This is a genomic window from Ructibacterium sp. SJQ-7, from assembly GCF_054696575.1.
Window position 1 is genome coordinate 2,834,405 of record NZ_CP195193.1, and the last position, 16,059, is coordinate 2,850,463.

Annotated in this window: 16 protein-coding genes; 12 read left to right on the forward strand and 4 right to left on the reverse strand. The window is 38.7% G+C overall.

From position 1 onward, the window contains the following. The first annotated feature begins 5 nt into the window (after nucleotides 1-5). The 6 genes from feoB to ACSAMO_RS12530 all read left to right on the forward strand — a co-directional run bounded on the left by feoB (nucleotide 6) and on the right by ACSAMO_RS12530 (nucleotide 5,548). The gene (feoB, locus tag ACSAMO_RS12505) at nucleotides 6-2,513 is read left to right on the forward strand and encodes a ferrous iron transport protein B (RefSeq protein ID WP_499209435.1); all 2,508 of its coding nucleotides are present in this window, start codon (nucleotides 6-8) and stop codon (nucleotides 2,511-2,513) included. A gap of 37 nt (nucleotides 2,514-2,550) precedes the next feature. After that, on the forward strand, nucleotides 2,551-2,721 hold the full coding sequence (locus ACSAMO_RS12510; protein ID WP_022229315.1) for a FeoB-associated Cys-rich membrane protein: 171 nt from the start codon (nucleotides 2,551-2,553) through the stop codon (nucleotides 2,719-2,721). Nucleotides 2,722-2,861: 140 nt separating this feature from the next. Then, on the forward strand, nucleotides 2,862-3,332 hold the full coding sequence (locus ACSAMO_RS12515; protein WP_412615540.1) for a MarR family winged helix-turn-helix transcriptional regulator: 471 nt from the start codon (nucleotides 2,862-2,864) through the stop codon (nucleotides 3,330-3,332). Continuing rightward, on the forward strand, nucleotides 3,329-4,012 hold the full coding sequence (locus ACSAMO_RS12520) for an ABC transporter permease (protein WP_499209436.1): 684 nt from the start codon (nucleotides 3,329-3,331) through the stop codon (nucleotides 4,010-4,012). Before ACSAMO_RS12515 ends, ACSAMO_RS12520 begins: the two co-directional genes overlap by 4 nt. Before the next feature lie 52 nt (nucleotides 4,013-4,064). Continuing rightward, on the forward strand, nucleotides 4,065-4,475 hold the full coding sequence (locus ACSAMO_RS12525) for an HlyD family secretion protein (RefSeq protein WP_412615562.1): 411 nt from the start codon (nucleotides 4,065-4,067) through the stop codon (nucleotides 4,473-4,475). A 152-nt stretch (nucleotides 4,476-4,627) separates the two neighbouring features. After that, a complete protein-coding gene (locus ACSAMO_RS12530; protein WP_412615538.1) occupies nucleotides 4,628-5,548 on the forward strand; it encodes a ferredoxin-like domain-containing protein in 921 nt (306 codons plus the stop codon). A 37-nt stretch (nucleotides 5,549-5,585) separates the two neighbouring features. On the opposite strand, the gene yycI is transcribed toward ACSAMO_RS12530, so the two are convergent. The 4 genes from yycI to ACSAMO_RS12550 form a co-directional block, all read right to left on the reverse strand. Continuing rightward, entirely contained in the window at nucleotides 5,586-6,389 is an 804-nt protein-coding gene (gene yycI / locus ACSAMO_RS12535) for a two-component system regulatory protein YycI (protein ID WP_499209437.1), read from the reverse strand. A gap of 14 nt (nucleotides 6,390-6,403) precedes the next feature. Beyond that, nucleotides 6,404-8,218 carry an ATP-binding protein gene (locus ACSAMO_RS12540; RefSeq protein WP_147514101.1) on the reverse strand — a complete coding sequence of 605 codons (1,815 nt, stop codon included), beginning with the start codon at nucleotides 8,216-8,218 and terminating at the stop codon, nucleotides 6,404-6,406. Nucleotides 8,219-8,310: 92 nt separating this feature from the next. After that, nucleotides 8,311-9,009 (reverse strand): response regulator, encoded by a 699-nt coding sequence (locus tag ACSAMO_RS12545; RefSeq protein ID WP_022229309.1) that lies wholly within the window; start codon nucleotides 9,007-9,009, stop codon nucleotides 8,311-8,313. Between the two features lie 185 nt (nucleotides 9,010-9,194). Continuing rightward, entirely contained in the window at nucleotides 9,195-10,358 is a 1,164-nt protein-coding gene (locus ACSAMO_RS12550) for a nucleotidyltransferase (RefSeq protein ID WP_337600006.1), read from the reverse strand. Nucleotides 10,359-10,589: 231 nt separating this feature from the next. Here ACSAMO_RS12550 and nifS point away from each other — a divergent pair, with 231 nt between their 5' ends. From nifS to fabK, 6 genes are all read left to right on the forward strand, one after another. After that, a complete protein-coding gene (gene nifS, locus ACSAMO_RS12555; RefSeq protein ID WP_117965838.1) occupies nucleotides 10,590-11,777 on the forward strand; it encodes a cysteine desulfurase NifS in 1,188 nt (395 codons plus the stop codon). Further along, complete coding sequence (gene nifU / locus ACSAMO_RS12560; RefSeq protein WP_117965835.1) at nucleotides 11,777-12,208, forward strand: Fe-S cluster assembly scaffold protein NifU; 432 nt, start codon at nucleotides 11,777-11,779, stop codon at nucleotides 12,206-12,208. The genes nifS and nifU overlap by 1 nt, the downstream gene beginning before the upstream one ends. A gap of 333 nt (nucleotides 12,209-12,541) precedes the next feature. Then, nucleotides 12,542-13,087, forward strand: a complete 546-nt coding sequence (locus tag ACSAMO_RS12565; RefSeq protein ID WP_118446402.1) for a DeoR family transcriptional regulator — start codon at nucleotides 12,542-12,544, stop codon at nucleotides 13,085-13,087. Between the two features lie 11 nt (nucleotides 13,088-13,098). Then, nucleotides 13,099-14,106, forward strand: coding sequence for a phosphate acyltransferase PlsX (plsX, locus tag ACSAMO_RS12570; RefSeq protein WP_022229303.1), 1,008 nt, complete (start codon nucleotides 13,099-13,101; stop codon nucleotides 14,104-14,106). Further along, entirely contained in the window at nucleotides 14,099-15,076 is a 978-nt protein-coding gene (locus ACSAMO_RS12575) for a beta-ketoacyl-ACP synthase III (RefSeq protein WP_117965833.1), read from the forward strand. The genes plsX and ACSAMO_RS12575 overlap by 8 nt, the downstream gene beginning before the upstream one ends. Nucleotides 15,077-15,110: 34 nt before the next feature. Next, the gene (gene fabK / locus ACSAMO_RS12580) at nucleotides 15,111-16,052 is read left to right on the forward strand and encodes an enoyl-[acyl-carrier-protein] reductase FabK (protein WP_337869165.1); all 942 of its coding nucleotides are present in this window, start codon (nucleotides 15,111-15,113) and stop codon (nucleotides 16,050-16,052) included. The last annotated feature ends 7 nt before the right edge of the window (nucleotides 16,053-16,059 follow it).

Here is a 16,059-nt window from a genome sequence, read left to right on the forward strand (position 1 = left end):
TAAGAATGAATGTAAGAATTGCCCTTGCGGGTAACCCGAACTGCGGTAAGACAACACTATTTAATGCTCTTACAGGTTCTAATCAATTCGTAGGTAACTGGCCGGGTGTTACGGTCGAGAAAAAAGAAGGTAAATTAAAGAAACATGACGGTGTTGTCATTACTGACCTTCCGGGTATTTATTCACTTTCTCCATATACATTGGAAGAAGTTGTTGCAAGAAATTATCTTATCGGCGAAAGACCCGACGCAATACTTAATATTGTAGACGGTACAAACCTTGAAAGAAACTTGTATCTTACAACTCAGCTTACAGAATTGGGTATTCCGGTTGTTATCGCAGTCAATATGATGGATATTGTCAAGAAAAACGGCGATAAGATTAATATTCAGGAATTGTCCCGTCAGCTTGGATGTAAAGTTGTTGAAATATCTGCTCTAAAGGGTACAGGTATTATGGAGGCTGCCGAAGAAGCTGTTTCAGCCGCTAAAAACGGTAAGACAATTCCAAAGCACGAGTTTTCGGGCCCTGTTGAACACGCAATAGCACATATCGAAGAGGCTGTTCTTCATGATATGCCGGAAGAACAACAGAGATGGTATGCAATAAAGATTTTTGAACGTGACGAAAAGGTGCTTGCACAACTTAATATTCCGCAGGAAAAATTGTCACATATTGAAAATGATATTAAAGCGGCAGAGGATGAACTTGACGATGACGCAGAAAGTATCATAACAAACGACAGATATGTTTACATAGCAGAACTTATTAAGGGCTGTTATAAAAAGAAGAGTGCCGGTAAGCTTTCATCATCTGATAAGATTGACCGAATTGTTACAAACAGATGGTTGGGACTTCCGATATTCGCAGTTGTAATGTTCCTTGTATATTACATAGCAATGGTAACAGTAGGTTCAAGTGCTACAGACTGGGCAAACGATGGATTGTTCGGTGACGGCTGGCATTTGTTCGGTATTGGTTCTTCTGCTTACACAGAGGCTGCTGACGAATTCACAAGTGCGTCAGATATAGTAAACGGTTATATTGACGCTGCGAGCGAACAGGGCATTGATACAGACGCAGTTGCAGAGGTACTTGATACAGAATCAGAAGATTTTGATCCTGAAGTTGCTAAGACAGAACTTGCTGCATTTGTTGAAGATGTAAAAAACATTGATGAAATCGAATATACAGTAGTCGATGAAGAAACAATGGCTGATGAAGAAGATACTGCTACATATGATGATCTTCTTGACTCGGTTGACGTTTATGATAAGTACGAATGTGCAGAACCTGATCCTGCCGATTACGGTGTATGGGTACCGGGTATCCCTGTACTTGTTGAAAACGGACTTGACGCAATCAACTGTGCAGACTGGCTAAAGGGACTTATTCTTGACGGTATAGTTGCCGGTGTCGGTGCCGTACTTGGTTTCGTACCACAAATGCTTGTATTGTTCATCTTGCTTGCATTCCTTGAATCTTGCGGTTATATGGCTCGTATTGCATTCGTATTGGATAGAGTATTCCGTAAGTTCGGTCTTTCGGGTAAATCATTTATCCCTATTCTTATCGGTACAGGCTGCGGTGTTCCGGGTATTATGGCATCGAGAACTATCGAAAATGACCGTGACAGAAAAATGACTATAATAACAACAACATTTATACCTTGCGGTGCTAAGACTCCGTTTATTGCAATGATTGCCGGTGCTATCTTCGGCGGTTCGGCTTGGGTTGCTACATCAACATACTTCGTCGGTATGGCTGCAATTATCATTTCTGGTATTATGCTAAAGAAGACAAAGATGTTTGCGGGCGATCCTGCTCCGTTCGTTATGGAACTTCCTGCATACCATATGCCTACAGTTATAAACCTACTTCGTTCAATGTGGGAAAGAGGCTGGTCATTCATTAAGAAAGCCGGAACAATTATTCTTCTTTCAACAATCCTTGTATGGTTTACGACATACTTCGGTTTTGTAGACGGAGCATTCACAATGCTTACAGAAGACCAAATCGACTACTCAATTCTAGCAACAATCGGTAAAGCAATTTCTTGGATATTTGCTCCTCTTGGCTGGGGTAACTGGCAAGCAACAGTTGCATCAATTACAGGTCTTGTTGCTAAGGAAAATATCGTTGGTACATTGGGTATTCTTTACGGTGCAGGCGACGGTTCTGTTTATCAGAATATGGCTCAGAAATTTATCCCAATCAGCGGATATTCATTCCTTGTATTCAACCTGCTTTGCGCACCTTGTTTCGCCGCAATGGGAGCTATCAAGCGTGAAATGAATAACGCTAAGTGGACTGCATTCGCAATCGGCTATCAGTGTGTATTCGCTTACGCAATCGCACTTGTAATTTATCAAATAGGTTTGCTTGTTACAGGCAGTGTAAACGTAATCGGTCTTATATTTGCAATCGCAGTAATTGCATTTATCTGCTATATGCTGTTTAAGCCTTATAAAGAATCAAACACTTTAAAGACTCAAAGATCAGTATCAGCGTAAAACAATATAAGACAAATGATATAAGGAGGGTTTTAAAATGACATGGTTAATGAATAATTTATCTACAATAATTGTGTGTATTGCACTTGTTGCGGTAGTTGTACTTATCATCAATAAGATGATAAAAGATAAAAAGAAGGGCAAATCCTCCTGTGGCTGCGGTTGCAGCAACTGTGCCATGGCAGGTAAATGCCACGGCAAACACTAAAAAATTATGAAAATAACAGCACTTTTGATGTGCTGTTATTTTTTTTTATCAAAACCATAAAATATTCAGTAAACAGTATTGACATTACGGAGTGAAAGTCTATATTAAGACAACTAATTATTAATGGGGTTAATGATTAAATGGATGAAGAAATACAAAGATTTATAAGTATATTTGATCCTAATAAGCGAATAGATTTTACAAAAGTTTTGACAAACGACATAACAAGATCGGAATATGCGGTTCTTTGGATGTACAAAAATATGGCTCAAAATTCGGGTGTTGCGTATGTGTCGGATATTGTAAAAAAGTTTCCTGCGTCGGCACAGGCACTTTCAAAACATCTTAGAACGTGCGAAAACAAGGGATATATCGAACGTGTGAACGATAAAGTAAACAGACGTAACGTGATGATAAACTTAACGGACAAAGGCGAAAAGGTTTTTGAAATTACAACGCAGGAATTTGTGTTGTTGAAAAATAAAGTGTTTGAGAAAATTGATATATACGAATTTCGAGAGGCTATAAAAAAGATATTTGAATTTAGGGAGGTGTTGAGTGCAACGATAGATGAATTAAGCAAGAAAACAGGAGGCGGAGAAAATAATTGAGTAAATATATGAAGCTGTATTATCTCTGGCTTATAGTAGCGGTTGTAATGCTTTTTATACAGGCAATGTGTGATTTGGCACTTCCCGATTATATGTCTGATATTGTTAATGACGGTGTTATGGGCGGAAGTGTTCCGATTATAGCTAAGTACGGTTTGAAAATGATAGGCGTGACATTATTGGGTACTGTGGTATCTGTATTTGTCGGCTATCTTGCGGCAAATGTTGCGGCTAAGGTTTCGAGAGATATGCGAAAAGACGTGTATAAAAAGGTGGAACTGTTCTCAAATGCCGAATTTGATAAATTCTCTACCGCGTCACTTATAACGCGTACGACAAACGATATTACGCAAATTCAAAATTTGCTTGTTATGCTTATCAGGATGGTGTTTTATGCACCGATTTTGGGTGTCGGCGGTGCTGTTAAGGTTCTTGAAAACAGTAAGGAGCTTTCGTGGATAATCATTGTTTCACTGTCGGCAATAGTGATTTTGATAGTGTTTATATTCCTTGTGGCAATGCCTAAAATGACACTTATGCAAAAACTTGTTGATAAGCTTAACTTGGTCAGCCGTGAAAATATAGAAGGTATGCTTGTAACAAGAGCATTTAATTCGCAGAATTTTGAATTTAAACGATTTGACAAGGCTAACGGAGATTTAAAAGACACAGGTACTTAAGTTTAATGCCTATGTCGGCAAATACGTTGAGTCGGGTGAGATATTGAGACGTGTGGACGGCGGTCAGCATATTAAATCGCCGTCAAACGGAAAGTTCATAGAAGTTGACGCCGAGAGGGGTGACTATGTTCTTACAACCGATGTTATGGGTTATGTGGCAAATACATACGATATGTATATCGGTGCGAATATCGAAGAAACGGATATAACCAAAATAAAAGAAGGTCAGTCGGTCAAAGTAACGCTTGACGCATACGGTTCACAAAAATTTGATGGCATTGTAACGCAGGTGAACAGCATTACAAATAATGCACTTACGGGACAGACAACAAGTTTCTCAACTTCCGGTACATACACAAAAACAACTCAGCTTATACCGATTAAGATAAAGTTGGTAAATTCCGATATACCGCTTGAAAATATTATAGGAACAAATGCAACGGTTAATATCAAAGTGAAATAGTAAAAAAAGCATAGAGATAATTTGGGAAATAATTATCAACTATGCTTTTTCTATGGAAAAAATTTAGATTAAGCCGAATATTGATTGACAAGAAATTTGTGCCGTGATAAAATTATTGTAATTTTATAAGAGAAAATGAGAGAGGTGTTTGTATGGCAAAATTGAAACCTGCACAGATAGCGGAGGTAAAGGGAAAAGGCTTTTTGATTAACAGAGGTACTGAAAATTTTTCGGGAAGAATTGTACCGCGCGGAACTGTATTTTCTCCGGACGATTTAAAAACCGTATCGGAAATATCAAGTAAATTCGGTAACGGTAAAGTAATTCCTACAACACGTCTTGGGCTTGAAATTCAGGGTATTTCTTATGAAAACGTACAAGACGCGATTGATTATGCCGAAAGTCACGGACTTAAATTCGGCGGAACGGGAAATAAAATCCGTCCGATTACATCATGTAAAGGTACAACTTGTGTTTACGGCAATTATGACACTCACGCACTTGCCACAAAACTTTATGATGAATATTACATAGGCTGGGCTGATATAAAATTGCCGCATAAGTTTAAAATCGGTATAGGCGGCTGTCCGAACAGTTGCGTAAAGCCTGCGTTGAACGATTTTGGTATCGAGGGACACAGAATACCTAAGTACAATTCGGAAAATTGCAAAGGCTGTAAGGTTTGTATGATTGAAAAATCATGTCCGTCAAAAGCCGCTAAACTTGTTGACGGTAAAATGGTTATAGATGAAAATGTCTGTAAGACTTGCGGAGTGTGCAGTGAAAACAAATGTCCGTTTAAGGCAGTGAAACCGCATAATGAAGTCGTTTATCAAATATATGTAGGCGGTACATGGGGTAAAAAATCAAGAATGGGTACACCGCTTTCAAAGTTCGTTTCGGAAGAAGAAATTGCACCGATACTTGAAAAGACAATGATTTGGTTTAAACTTAACGCAAATCAAAAAGAACGTCTTGGCGTTGCGATAGACCGCTTGGGTGTTGAAAAGTTTGAAAAAGATGTTCTTGAAAATGATGAATTGTTAGAGAAGAAAGATATTTTGTTTGAGTAATAATAAAGAAAATGCACATCTGTCAGATGTGCATTTTTTATGCGTTTATATAATATTTTGAGCCGTCTTTCAATGTTATTCTCCATACGGGCTGAAGTTCGGTAGGGGAGGTGTCAAAATCAACGATATTATATCCGAGAGTAATATCACTTATTTCGATTTTGCCGTTGGGTTTATCTTTGCTTGCCGAAAATTCAAGCAGAGCGTCGGCAACGCTTTTTGCGTTGCGATATTCGCCGAGTGAATTTTGCGTAAACCATACACCGCTAAAACCTATAAGACCGTCGGAAGTTATATCAAATGTCATATAGTCATTAAAGACAGGTAAATTTTCTATTGTGTAAGTCATAAAAATATGATATTTTCCGTTGTCATCAGATGAAACAATCAAAGCGTTTTGGCTGTCGAAACCGTAATAAGCGGCGATTTTTTTACCTTTCTTTGAGGCATTAACCGCATCTATGCCGTGCGTTTCGGACAATGCAACAGGTGTTTTCGGTACAAAAGAAAACTTATTGCCGTCAAAAATAACTTGATTTCCATTTGCTATGTATGTTTCGCCATTTTTTGTTACTTCTTTTTTTGCTCCTAAAATATTTTTTGCAAAAGCATCTCTGTCTTCAATAAAATTTTGCAGTGTGGCAGAAGAAACTTTTTTTGTTTCTTTATCGATAATTGTCGGAGAAACGGTCATATCGTTTTTGTTCAAAAAAGTAACAAGATTGTTTACAACCTCTTCAGAATCGTTATCGGACATAGAAGTGGGGAATGTACAAATAACGGTCAGGTTTATTACTATAAACAATGAAAGTAAAATAACTTTTATAGGAAAACGTTTCACTTCAACAAGCCTCCTTATTCACTGACAGGAATAGTGATAGTTACTTCAGTTCCTTTGTGGAATTCACTTGATATTTTAATCTTACCGTTAAATGATGATTCAAGCGTTTGTTTTGCGATGGCAAGACCAAGACCTGTACCGCCTGTGTCACGCGAACGAGCCTTGTCTACACGGTAGAAACGGTCGAAAATGTGCGGAAGTTTATCTTCTTGTATTCCGATACCGTTATCGGCTACTTTGATACAAATGTCGTTATAAACCTTGCTTGAATATACTTCGATAGTACCGCCCTCGCGTGTGTATTTCATCGCGTTGCTGACGATATTTATAATAACGCGTTCCAAACCGTCGTGATCGCCGGATATAACAGGCACTTCATTAATAGGGTGATATGTTAAAGTCTGATTTTTCTTCTTTGCCGTAAGCGACATACGCTCAACGATTGATTCAAGCATTTGACGAATGTCGATCGGCTCCGGCGGTTTTGTGAATGTTTGGTTTTCGTCAAGCTCCGATAGGGTAAGCAGGTCGCTTATAATTCTTGCCATTCTGTCAGATTCGGACGCGATAACGTCAAGAAAACGTACTTGCAATTCTCTGTCAACATCGGGCATATCGGCAAGTGTTTCGGAGTAAGACTTGATTGTTGTAAGCGGTGTACGAAGTTCGTGCGACACGTTCGCAACAAAGTCACGACGTGACTGCTCAAGTTTTTCCTGCTTTGTAACATCGTGTATAACGACAATGATACCGCCGACTTTGTTATCAGCCTTGAACGGTGCAAAGTTTAAACGTAAATATTGGTTTGCAAGCTTGATTTCACGTTCGACAGAACCGTCGGGATTCATATAAAGCAAATCGCCAAGCGTGATGTTTGCATTGATTTCTTTAAAGAAACGGTCAAATCTAATATCGTCAAGATACTGGCGGTTAAGAAGTTTTTTTGCTTCACGGTTAAAATGGATTAGATTGCCTTTTAAGTCAAATGCGATAATACCGTCATTCATATTTTGAAGAATGGTTTCAACCTTAATTTTTTCGCCTTTTGCTTGGTCGGAGGACTGCTTTCTTGTGTGAGCAAGATTGATAAGCGAGTTTGTAAGGTCGGCAATTTCATCTTTTGAATCTGATTTTTGAAGTGCGTTTATATCACCTGCCGCAAGTTTTTTTGCCTGTACCGAAAGCTGTTTGATAGGGTCGGTGATAGACTTTGAAATAATACTTCCCGCGATTGATGATATAATAAGAGATACCAACAATAAAATCAAAAGAATTGTCACCATACTGTGAGTTACGCTGTTTTGCATTTGGCAAGTGTCTTTGATGTATATAACATACTTTACCGCGTCACCGTTGTGTAGCGGAAATGCGTAGTCCATATAGCTTTGAGTAAGCTTTGTTTCTTTCGATTCCGTACCGTTTAGGGCATTCATAAGTGACGGAGTTGCGTCGGTGGTTGTAGAGCCGTTTGATGAAAATAAAATCTCGCCCGATGAACCGTCAACAATATTGTAATATCTTGATGATGTAATTCCGAGTTTGCCTGAGTGGGAAGATAGGATATTGTTGATTAAATTAATATTGCTTTGGGAATTTTCTTCTATAACAATAGATGTATCCGTACTTTCGGCAGGAATACTTATTTCGTTTGCGGCGGCAAGAAGGTCGTTTTTAATATCTTCGGTGAATACCTCATTAATGCTGTTTGAAAAATCATCGTGATAATGTTTCATAACGCCTAAAATATTGAAACCGCCTATAAATAATTCCGTGGCGAGTACAAGAAGTACAAATATAACTGTTATTTTCCAACGTATACTTTTAAACATAAAATAAAAACCTTTCTATAATAAATACTTAAATACTTAAATACTACAAAACACCCAAAACAAATTAATGTTTCGGGTGTATGAGTTCAATATTATTTGTTAAAATAGTAGCCTACGCCACGTTTTGTGATAATGTATTTAGGCATACTCGGATCATCTTCGATTTTTTCTCTAAGACGTCTTACCGTAACATCGACAGTACGAACATCTCCGTAATATTCGTAACCCCATACATTTTCAAGCAATTTCTCACGTGAGAAAATTTTATCCGGCTGCATGGCAAGAAATTTAAGAAGTTCAAATTCGCGAAGTGTTATGTCGATAATTTCGCCGTTCTTAGCAACTTCGTATCTTTCAACATTGATTGAAAGCTCACCCGAATTAATTGTATTTTGATTTTCAGGTTCTTCCTCAACAACAGGCTGTGCCGTACTTCTTCTTAGGTTGGCTTTAACTCTTGCGGTAAGTTCACGCATTGAATACGGCTTTGTTATGTAGTCGTCCGCACCAAGCTCAAGACCTAAAACTTTGTCAACTTCGTCTTCACGGGCAGTAAGCATAATAATAGGAACTTGTGATTTTTCACGAACTTTTCGACATACTTCAAAACCGTCCATTCCGGGTAGCATTACGTCAAGTAAAATTAAGTCAGGGTTTTCTTTAAGTGCCATTTCAAGACCTTTTACGCCGTCAAATGCAGACAAAGTCTTATAACCGTCTTTGCCAAGTGAAAATGCAAGAATATCATTAATTTTCTGTTCGTCCTCAATAATGAGTATAGTTCTATCCATTATTAAATATCAATCCTTTCGATTATAGAATAATATTTAAACGAATAACATTCGTAAATATTATTACAAATTTTTCGTAACCATTACATATATTTTATCAGAATTTAACATACTGTGCAAGGGTATTTTACAAAAAAATTAAAAAATATTAAAAAAATGCGTTCAAATGCAAGAAAAAAATATTTTTATTTCATTATAATAGGAGATTTCTTTAAATCCGCATTGCCGATACGGTGTGTCGGTATGGGATTGCATAGCATTGCTATATTTGTGGCACGCACATCAAGATTAAATTGCGGACTTTGTTCTTTAAAGTCAGCTGTTTTTGTGATTATCGGAACTTTGCAGATGTCTTTTGCCTGTTTTAAAATCGTCATACCGACCTTATTCATACCGAGAATGCGGATATACTGTGGCATAGGGGAGTATATATCCTTTGTAAAGCCTATCAAAGCTGAGATTATCATACGTCTGATTTTGCTTGTGGTGTACCGCTTGTTTTTAACGTTTTCGACAAGGGTTTCAAAACTGTATGACATATTTGCACTGCTTAAAATTCTGTTTTCAATCCCCTCTGTAACTTCACTGATATTTTGCAATTCTTCAGCGGTCATAAGACGTAATTTTGAAATGATTGCACTGTCCAAATTCGATATGTCGTACGGAATGTCACAATTAATATCTTCTAATTTATATGGTATGAAGTCATTTATATTTTCATTGTTTCTTTTCATTTCACGAAGTTTTGTCGCACTTGCTATATTTTGATACAAATTTCTGTCGTGATAGCCTGCTTTGTGACGTTTGACGGTCATAGGCTTGATTTTGCTGTCAGAGCGGATTAATGCACGAATATATTCCGTTGCAAGAATGTTGTTTGGCTCAGACAATATATCTGACGGGATAAGTGCGGAATATGCTTTTGTGAGCGCGGTTGGATAACTCATACCGCCCATAACGTATTTTTTTATTTTTTCGGATATTTCGCTGTTTTCGTTTTCAAGCAATTCTGCGGCAGACATAAGTTCATCGATACTGCCTGATTCGGAGCCGAAACAAATGTTGTTGACAACACCGAGTGCGTTTAAAATATTAATACCGCCTGTCGCAAAATTCGGTGCGGCATTTAATGCATAACATACAGGAAGTTCAATAACAAGGTCAACACCGCCCAAAAGTGCCGTTTTTGCACGTGACCATTTATCCGTTATCGCAACGTCACCACGCTGTACAAAACTGCCGCTCATTACGGCAATCACTGCGTCCGAATGTTTTTTTATTTCGTCAATTTGATATTTGTGTCCGTTGTGAAAAATATTGTATTCTGTTATAATACCGGTAATGTTCATTTTTATCTCCTCAAAATTACATTGTTAATATATATTATATCTCAAAATAAGAAGTATAGCAATAAATAAAATTGGAATATTAAATAAAGCAATGATGTAAAACAGACATAAATTTTGTATAGAATAAAAGAAAGAAAATCTACAAAACCTATTGACAAAGTAGGAAATATAAAGTAAAATATGTTTGAACAGTTATTCAAATGTTCAACTTTAATACAGGAGATGATTTTAATGAATTCAGTATACATGGACAACAATGCTACTACAAGCCTTAAAAAAGAAGTTCTTAATGCAATGATGCCATATTATACAGATATATACGGCAATGCGTCATCGAAATTCTATAAAATAGGCAGAGATGCCGAACAGGCACTTTATAAGCTTAGAGAGAGCGTTGCAAAAAGTCTTAATGCAAAAAACGTAAACGAAATTTATTTTACGGGTTCCGGTTGCGAGGCTGACAACTGGGCGATAAAAGGTATTGCACTTGCAAACAAGTCGAAGGGCAACCACATTATAACAAGCAAAATCGAACATCACGCAATTTTAAGCACTTGCGAATATCTTGAAAAGCATGGCTTTGAAGTTACTTATCTTGATGTTGACGAATACGGTTTTGTAAGTCCGAAAGCTGTTGAGGACGCTATAAAGGACAATACAATACTTATTTCAATAATGACGGCTAACAATGAAATCGGAACAGTTGAGCCAATTAAGGAAATTGCGGAAATTGCAAAGAAACACAGAGTTATTTTCCATACGGACGCAGTACAGGCTATCGGACATATGAAGATAGATTTGCAGGATTTAGGCGTTGACTTGCTTTCACTTTCTGCACATAAGTTCCATGGTCCTAAGGGTGTCGGAATGTTGTACATCAGAAACGGTATAAGAATAGACAACCTTATTCACGGCGGAGGACAGGAAAGAGGAAAGAGAGCAGCAACGGAAAATCTTGCAGGTATAGCAGGTCTTGCAAAGGCACTTGAGCTTGCAACGGAAAACCTTGATGAAAATATCGAACACGCAAAGAAAATGCGTAACAGATTAATTGAGGGTATCAGAAAGAATATTCCTTATTGCCGTCTTAATGGTCCTGAGGACGAGGGCAGACTTTGCAATAACGTAAACTTCTCATTCCAGTATGTTGAGGGCGAATCAATATTGATGATGCTTGATATGAAAGGCGTTGCGGCGTCAAGCGGAAGTGCTTGTGCGTCAGGCTCGCTTGATCCGTCACACGTTCTTATTGCAATCGGTTTACCTCACGAAATTGCTCACGGTTCGCTAAGACTCAGTGTAGGCGATGAAACAACAGAGGAGGATGTTGACTACGTAGTAGAGGTACTTCCTCCGATTATACAAAGATTAAGAGATATGTCACCTTTATATGAGGGTGTAGAGAAAGGAGATAATTAATTATGTACAGTGAAAAAGTTATGGACCATTTCTCAAATCCAAGAAATGTAGGTCAGATAGACAACGCAAATGCAGTCGGTGAAGTCGGCAATGCAAAGTGCGGTGATATTATGAAGATATATATGGATATTCAAGACGATGTTATAAAAGACGTTAAGTTCAAGACATTCGGTTGCGGTGCGGCTATTGCAACAAGTTCAATGGCAACTGAAATGGTTAAGGGTAAGACTGTTGACGAGGCACTTGCTCTTACAAATAAAGCGGTTATGGAGGCACTTGACGGACTTCCGAAAGAAAAAATTCACTGCTCTGTTCTTGCTGAAGAGGCTATTCAGTCTGCAATCAACGATTACAGAAGCAAAAAGGGTGAAGCACCGCTTGAAAATAATTGTGACTTCTGTTACAAGAAATGTGACAATTCAGATAAATAATCCCATAAAATACAATATAAAAACAGACAAAACATTATTGTTTTGTCTGTTTTTGTGTTTATAATCATAAAAAAATGATGATTTACGGATACAATATGGTGTTAGTAGCAGGTGTTAAACAGACTGCACAGCACAATATTTTGTATCTATTGGGTAATTATGAACATATTAGAACAATATATTTAAACATATTGTACAATGTTTATGTTTATTTGCAAGAAAATATTGCAAAGTTATTAACGATAGTATATAATCATTGAGGTTATTGATTTAGTACCTACTACTAACAATAATTAATAAAATGTCGAAAAACATAGAAAGGAACGCTTGAAAGTGACAAGAACAATATTGAAAAAGAAACGTCATGAGTATTTGCTCAGAAAAATAAAACAAAATCCGTTTTTGAAAGACGAAGAACTTGCACAGGCTTGTAACGTGAGCGTGTCCACTATTCGTTTTGACAGAGCGGAACTTGGTATAGCAGAATATCGTGAAAGAATAAAGTCGGTGGCGGAAGAAGGTTTGGTAGCGGATACAGCGGTTGGCGAAGTGCTTGACCTTAACTTGTATCATGACGGAATATCGGTGCTTAAAACCGATGATACAATGACCTTTGACGGTACTGACATAATAAAAGGACAGTGTATATATGCTTTTGCAGAAAATTTGGCACTAAGCGTTATTGACGCGAAGGCGGCACTGGTGAAAGTAGCAAATGTGAAATATATGCACGAGGCACACGCAGGTGAAAGATTGATTGCCAAGTCGGACGTTATGAGAGTAAAAGACGGAGGATATATCGTTCGTGTTGTCATAAAGGCAAATATGAACGAAGTATTCAGAGGAAAATTCAGCCTTGTTATGACTGATGTGAAATAGTCGGAGGAAAGATGAAGATTATAGTAGATGCAATGGGTGGTGACAATGCTCCTATGGCACCTGTCGAGGCGGCTGTAAGAGCGGTAAAGGAACTTGATGTGGAAATAGTTCTTGTCGGCAAAAAAGAGGTTGTCGAAAAGGAACTTTCGGCATATGACTACCCTAATGATAAAATCAGTATAGCGAATGCTGATGAGGTGATAACAAACCACGAAGAACCGGCAAAGGCGGTAAGAAGTAAGAAAAATGCATCGGTGGTCGTTGCGGCAAATATGCTGAAAAAAGGCGAGGGTGATGCAATGCTTTCAATGGGTAATACAGGTGCGCTCTTAGCATCGGGATTGCTTATTGTCGGAAGAATAAAGGGAATTTTAAGACCTGCACTTGCAACACTTCTGCCGAGTGCAAAAGGACCGAAAATGCTCATAGACGCCGGTGCAAATACAAACTGCAAACCTGAAAATCTTGTTCAGTTCGGTATTATGGGCAGTATATATATGAAGAATGTACTCGGAATTGAAAGTCCGACTGTCGGACTTATGTCAAACGGTGAAGAAGAAGGCAAGGGCGATGAACTTACGAAGGAAACATTCCCGCTTTTGAAAAAAGCACCTATAAACTTTATCGGCAATATTGAGGGCAGAGATGTTATGGAAGGTACGGCTGACGTAATTACCTGTGACGGTTTTGTCGGAAATGTAATACTTAAAACCGTTGAGGGTATGGGACACGTCGTAAGTACGAAAGTAAAAAATATATTTATGAAAAACTTGTTTACAAAGCTCGGTGCAATATTTGTAATGGGTGGCTTGAATGAGTTTAAACAGTCTATGGATTACCGTGAATACGGCGGCGCACCGCTTTTGGGTACAAAAAGACCCGTTATAAAAGGACACGGCTCGTCAGACGGTAAAGCGGTATTTTCTGCAATCAGACAGGCAAAGAAATTTGTTGAAACAAACTTAATAGAAGAAATAGTTAATAATATAAACTGTATGGAGGAAAAGAGTAATGATTAATGCAAAGATAACAGGTGTAGGCGGATATGTTCCGGAAAAGGTATATGACAATGCGTATATGGAAAGTATTGTTGATACAAACGACGAATGGATAACAAGACGTACAGGCATAAAGGAAAGACATATTTCGGCCGACAACGAATATACAACGGATATGGCAACAATCGCCGCTAAGCGTGCTATTGAAAATGCAGGACTTACACCTGAGGATATTGACCTTATAATGCTTGCAACAGTTACACCTGATTACTTCACACCGGCTTGTGCTTGTGTTGTACAAAGCAATCTTGGCGCGGTAAATGCGGCGGCATTTGACTATAATGCGGCTTGCTCGGGATTTGTTACAGGTCTTACTATCGCAGAACAGTTTATAAAAGCAGGAACATACAAGCATATCGTTGTAGTATGTGCCGACACATTAAGCAAGGCTACAGATTATAAAGACAGAGCAACTTGCGTATTGTTCGGTGACGCGGCAGGTGCGGCAGTTGTGTCTGCAAGTGAAGAACAGGGTATTATCGCAACAGACATCGGTGCAGACGGCTCAAGCGGTCACGCTATAACAAGTCTTGCATACAGAAATGATGATGAAGAAACAGAAAAGAGAATAAGCCACAGAAAAGATACTATTTGGATGGCAGGACAAGCTGTTATGAAGTTTGCCGTCAAAGCAATGGCAGACGCAAGCGCAAGAGTTGTAAACAGTGCAGGATTGACTTGGGACGATATTGCACTTGTTGTACCTCACCAGGCTAACTACAGAATTGTTGAAAGTGCCGTAAAGAGAATGGGTATCACTGATGAAAAGGTATTTTTGAACCTTGAAAAGTACGGTAACACATCAGCGTCTTGTATCCCTGTTGCACTTACAGAGGCAGTTCAGCAAGGCAGAATTAAAAAAGGCGACAAGGTTGTACTTGTAGGCTTCGGCGGCGGACTTACATGGGGTGCGGCACTTATTGAGTGGTAAAACAAATACGTTAAATAAGAAAGGGAGAAGAGAAATGAAGACAAGATTATGTGAATTGCTTGGTATTGAATATCCTATTATTCAAGGCGGTATGGCGTGGGTAGCTACAGCCGAACTTGCGGCAGCTGTTTCAAACGGCGGCGGTATCGGACTTATCGCGGCAGGAAATGCACCGGCAGACGTTGTAAGAACGCAAATTCAAAAGGCAAAGTCACTGACAGATAAGCCTTTTGGCGTAAACGTAATGATGATGTCACCGTTCGTTGAAGAAGTTATGCAGGTTATTATAGAAGAAAAGCCGGCAGTAGTTGCAACAGGTGCCGGTAATCCGGGTAAATACATACCGTCACTTAAAGAGGCAGGAATTAAGATTATGCCGGTTGTTGCAAGTGTTGCAATGGCAAAGAAGATGGAAAAAGACGGTGCAGACGCAATTATCGCAGAGGGTACAGAGGCAGGCGGACATATCGGTGAGCTTACAACAATGGTACTTGTACCGCAGGTTGTTGACGCGGTAAGTATTCCGGTTGTAGCGGCAGGCGGTATAGCTGACAGCAGAGGTGCTGTTGCGGCATTTGCACTTGGCGCAGACGGTATTCAAGTCGGTACAAGATTTATCTGCTCAACAGAGTGTATCGCACACGATAACTATAAGCAAGCCGTTATAAAGGCAAAAGACAGAGATGCGGTTGTTACGGGCAGATCAACAGGTGCGCCTGTAAGAGCACTTAAAAACAAACTTACTCGTGAATATGACAAACTTGAAAAGCAAGGTGCGTCCTTTGAAGAAATAGAAGCACTTGGCGTTGGCGGTCTAAGACGTGCATTTGAAGAAGGTGACACACAAACCGGTTCACTTATGGCTGGTCAATCAGCCGCTATGGTACACGAAATTCAACCTTGTGCAGACATAATCAAGAGTTATTTTGACGGTACAGAGGCAGTTATTGAAACAATTACTTCTAAACTTAAATAAGAATTTC

Coding starts and splice junctions, on each gene's coding strand:
- ACSAMO_RS12545 (WP_022229309.1), bottom strand. CDS start 9,009: ATGGATAGAACTATACTCATTATTGAGGACGAACAGAAAATTAATGAT.
- ACSAMO_RS12515 (WP_412615540.1), top strand. CDS start 2,862: ATGGATGAAGAAATACAAAGATTTATAAGTATATTTGATCCTAATAAG.
- plsX (WP_022229303.1), top strand. CDS start 13,099: ATGAAGATTATAGTAGATGCAATGGGTGGTGACAATGCTCCTATGGCA.
- ACSAMO_RS12550 (WP_337600006.1), bottom strand. CDS start 10,358: ATGAACATTACCGGTATTATAACAGAATACAATATTTTTCACAACGGA.
- ACSAMO_RS12575 (WP_117965833.1), top strand. CDS start 14,099: ATGATTAATGCAAAGATAACAGGTGTAGGCGGATATGTTCCGGAAAAG.
- ACSAMO_RS12540 (WP_147514101.1), bottom strand. CDS start 8,218: ATGTTTAAAAGTATACGTTGGAAAATAACAGTTATATTTGTACTTCTT.
- ACSAMO_RS12530 (WP_412615538.1), top strand. CDS start 4,628: ATGGCAAAATTGAAACCTGCACAGATAGCGGAGGTAAAGGGAAAAGGC.
- feoB (WP_499209435.1), top strand. CDS start 6: ATGAATGTAAGAATTGCCCTTGCGGGTAACCCGAACTGCGGTAAGACA.
- ACSAMO_RS12510 (WP_022229315.1), top strand. CDS start 2,551: ATGACATGGTTAATGAATAATTTATCTACAATAATTGTGTGTATTGCA.
- nifS (WP_117965838.1), top strand. CDS start 10,590: ATGAATTCAGTATACATGGACAACAATGCTACTACAAGCCTTAAAAAA.
- fabK (WP_337869165.1), top strand. CDS start 15,111: ATGAAGACAAGATTATGTGAATTGCTTGGTATTGAATATCCTATTATT.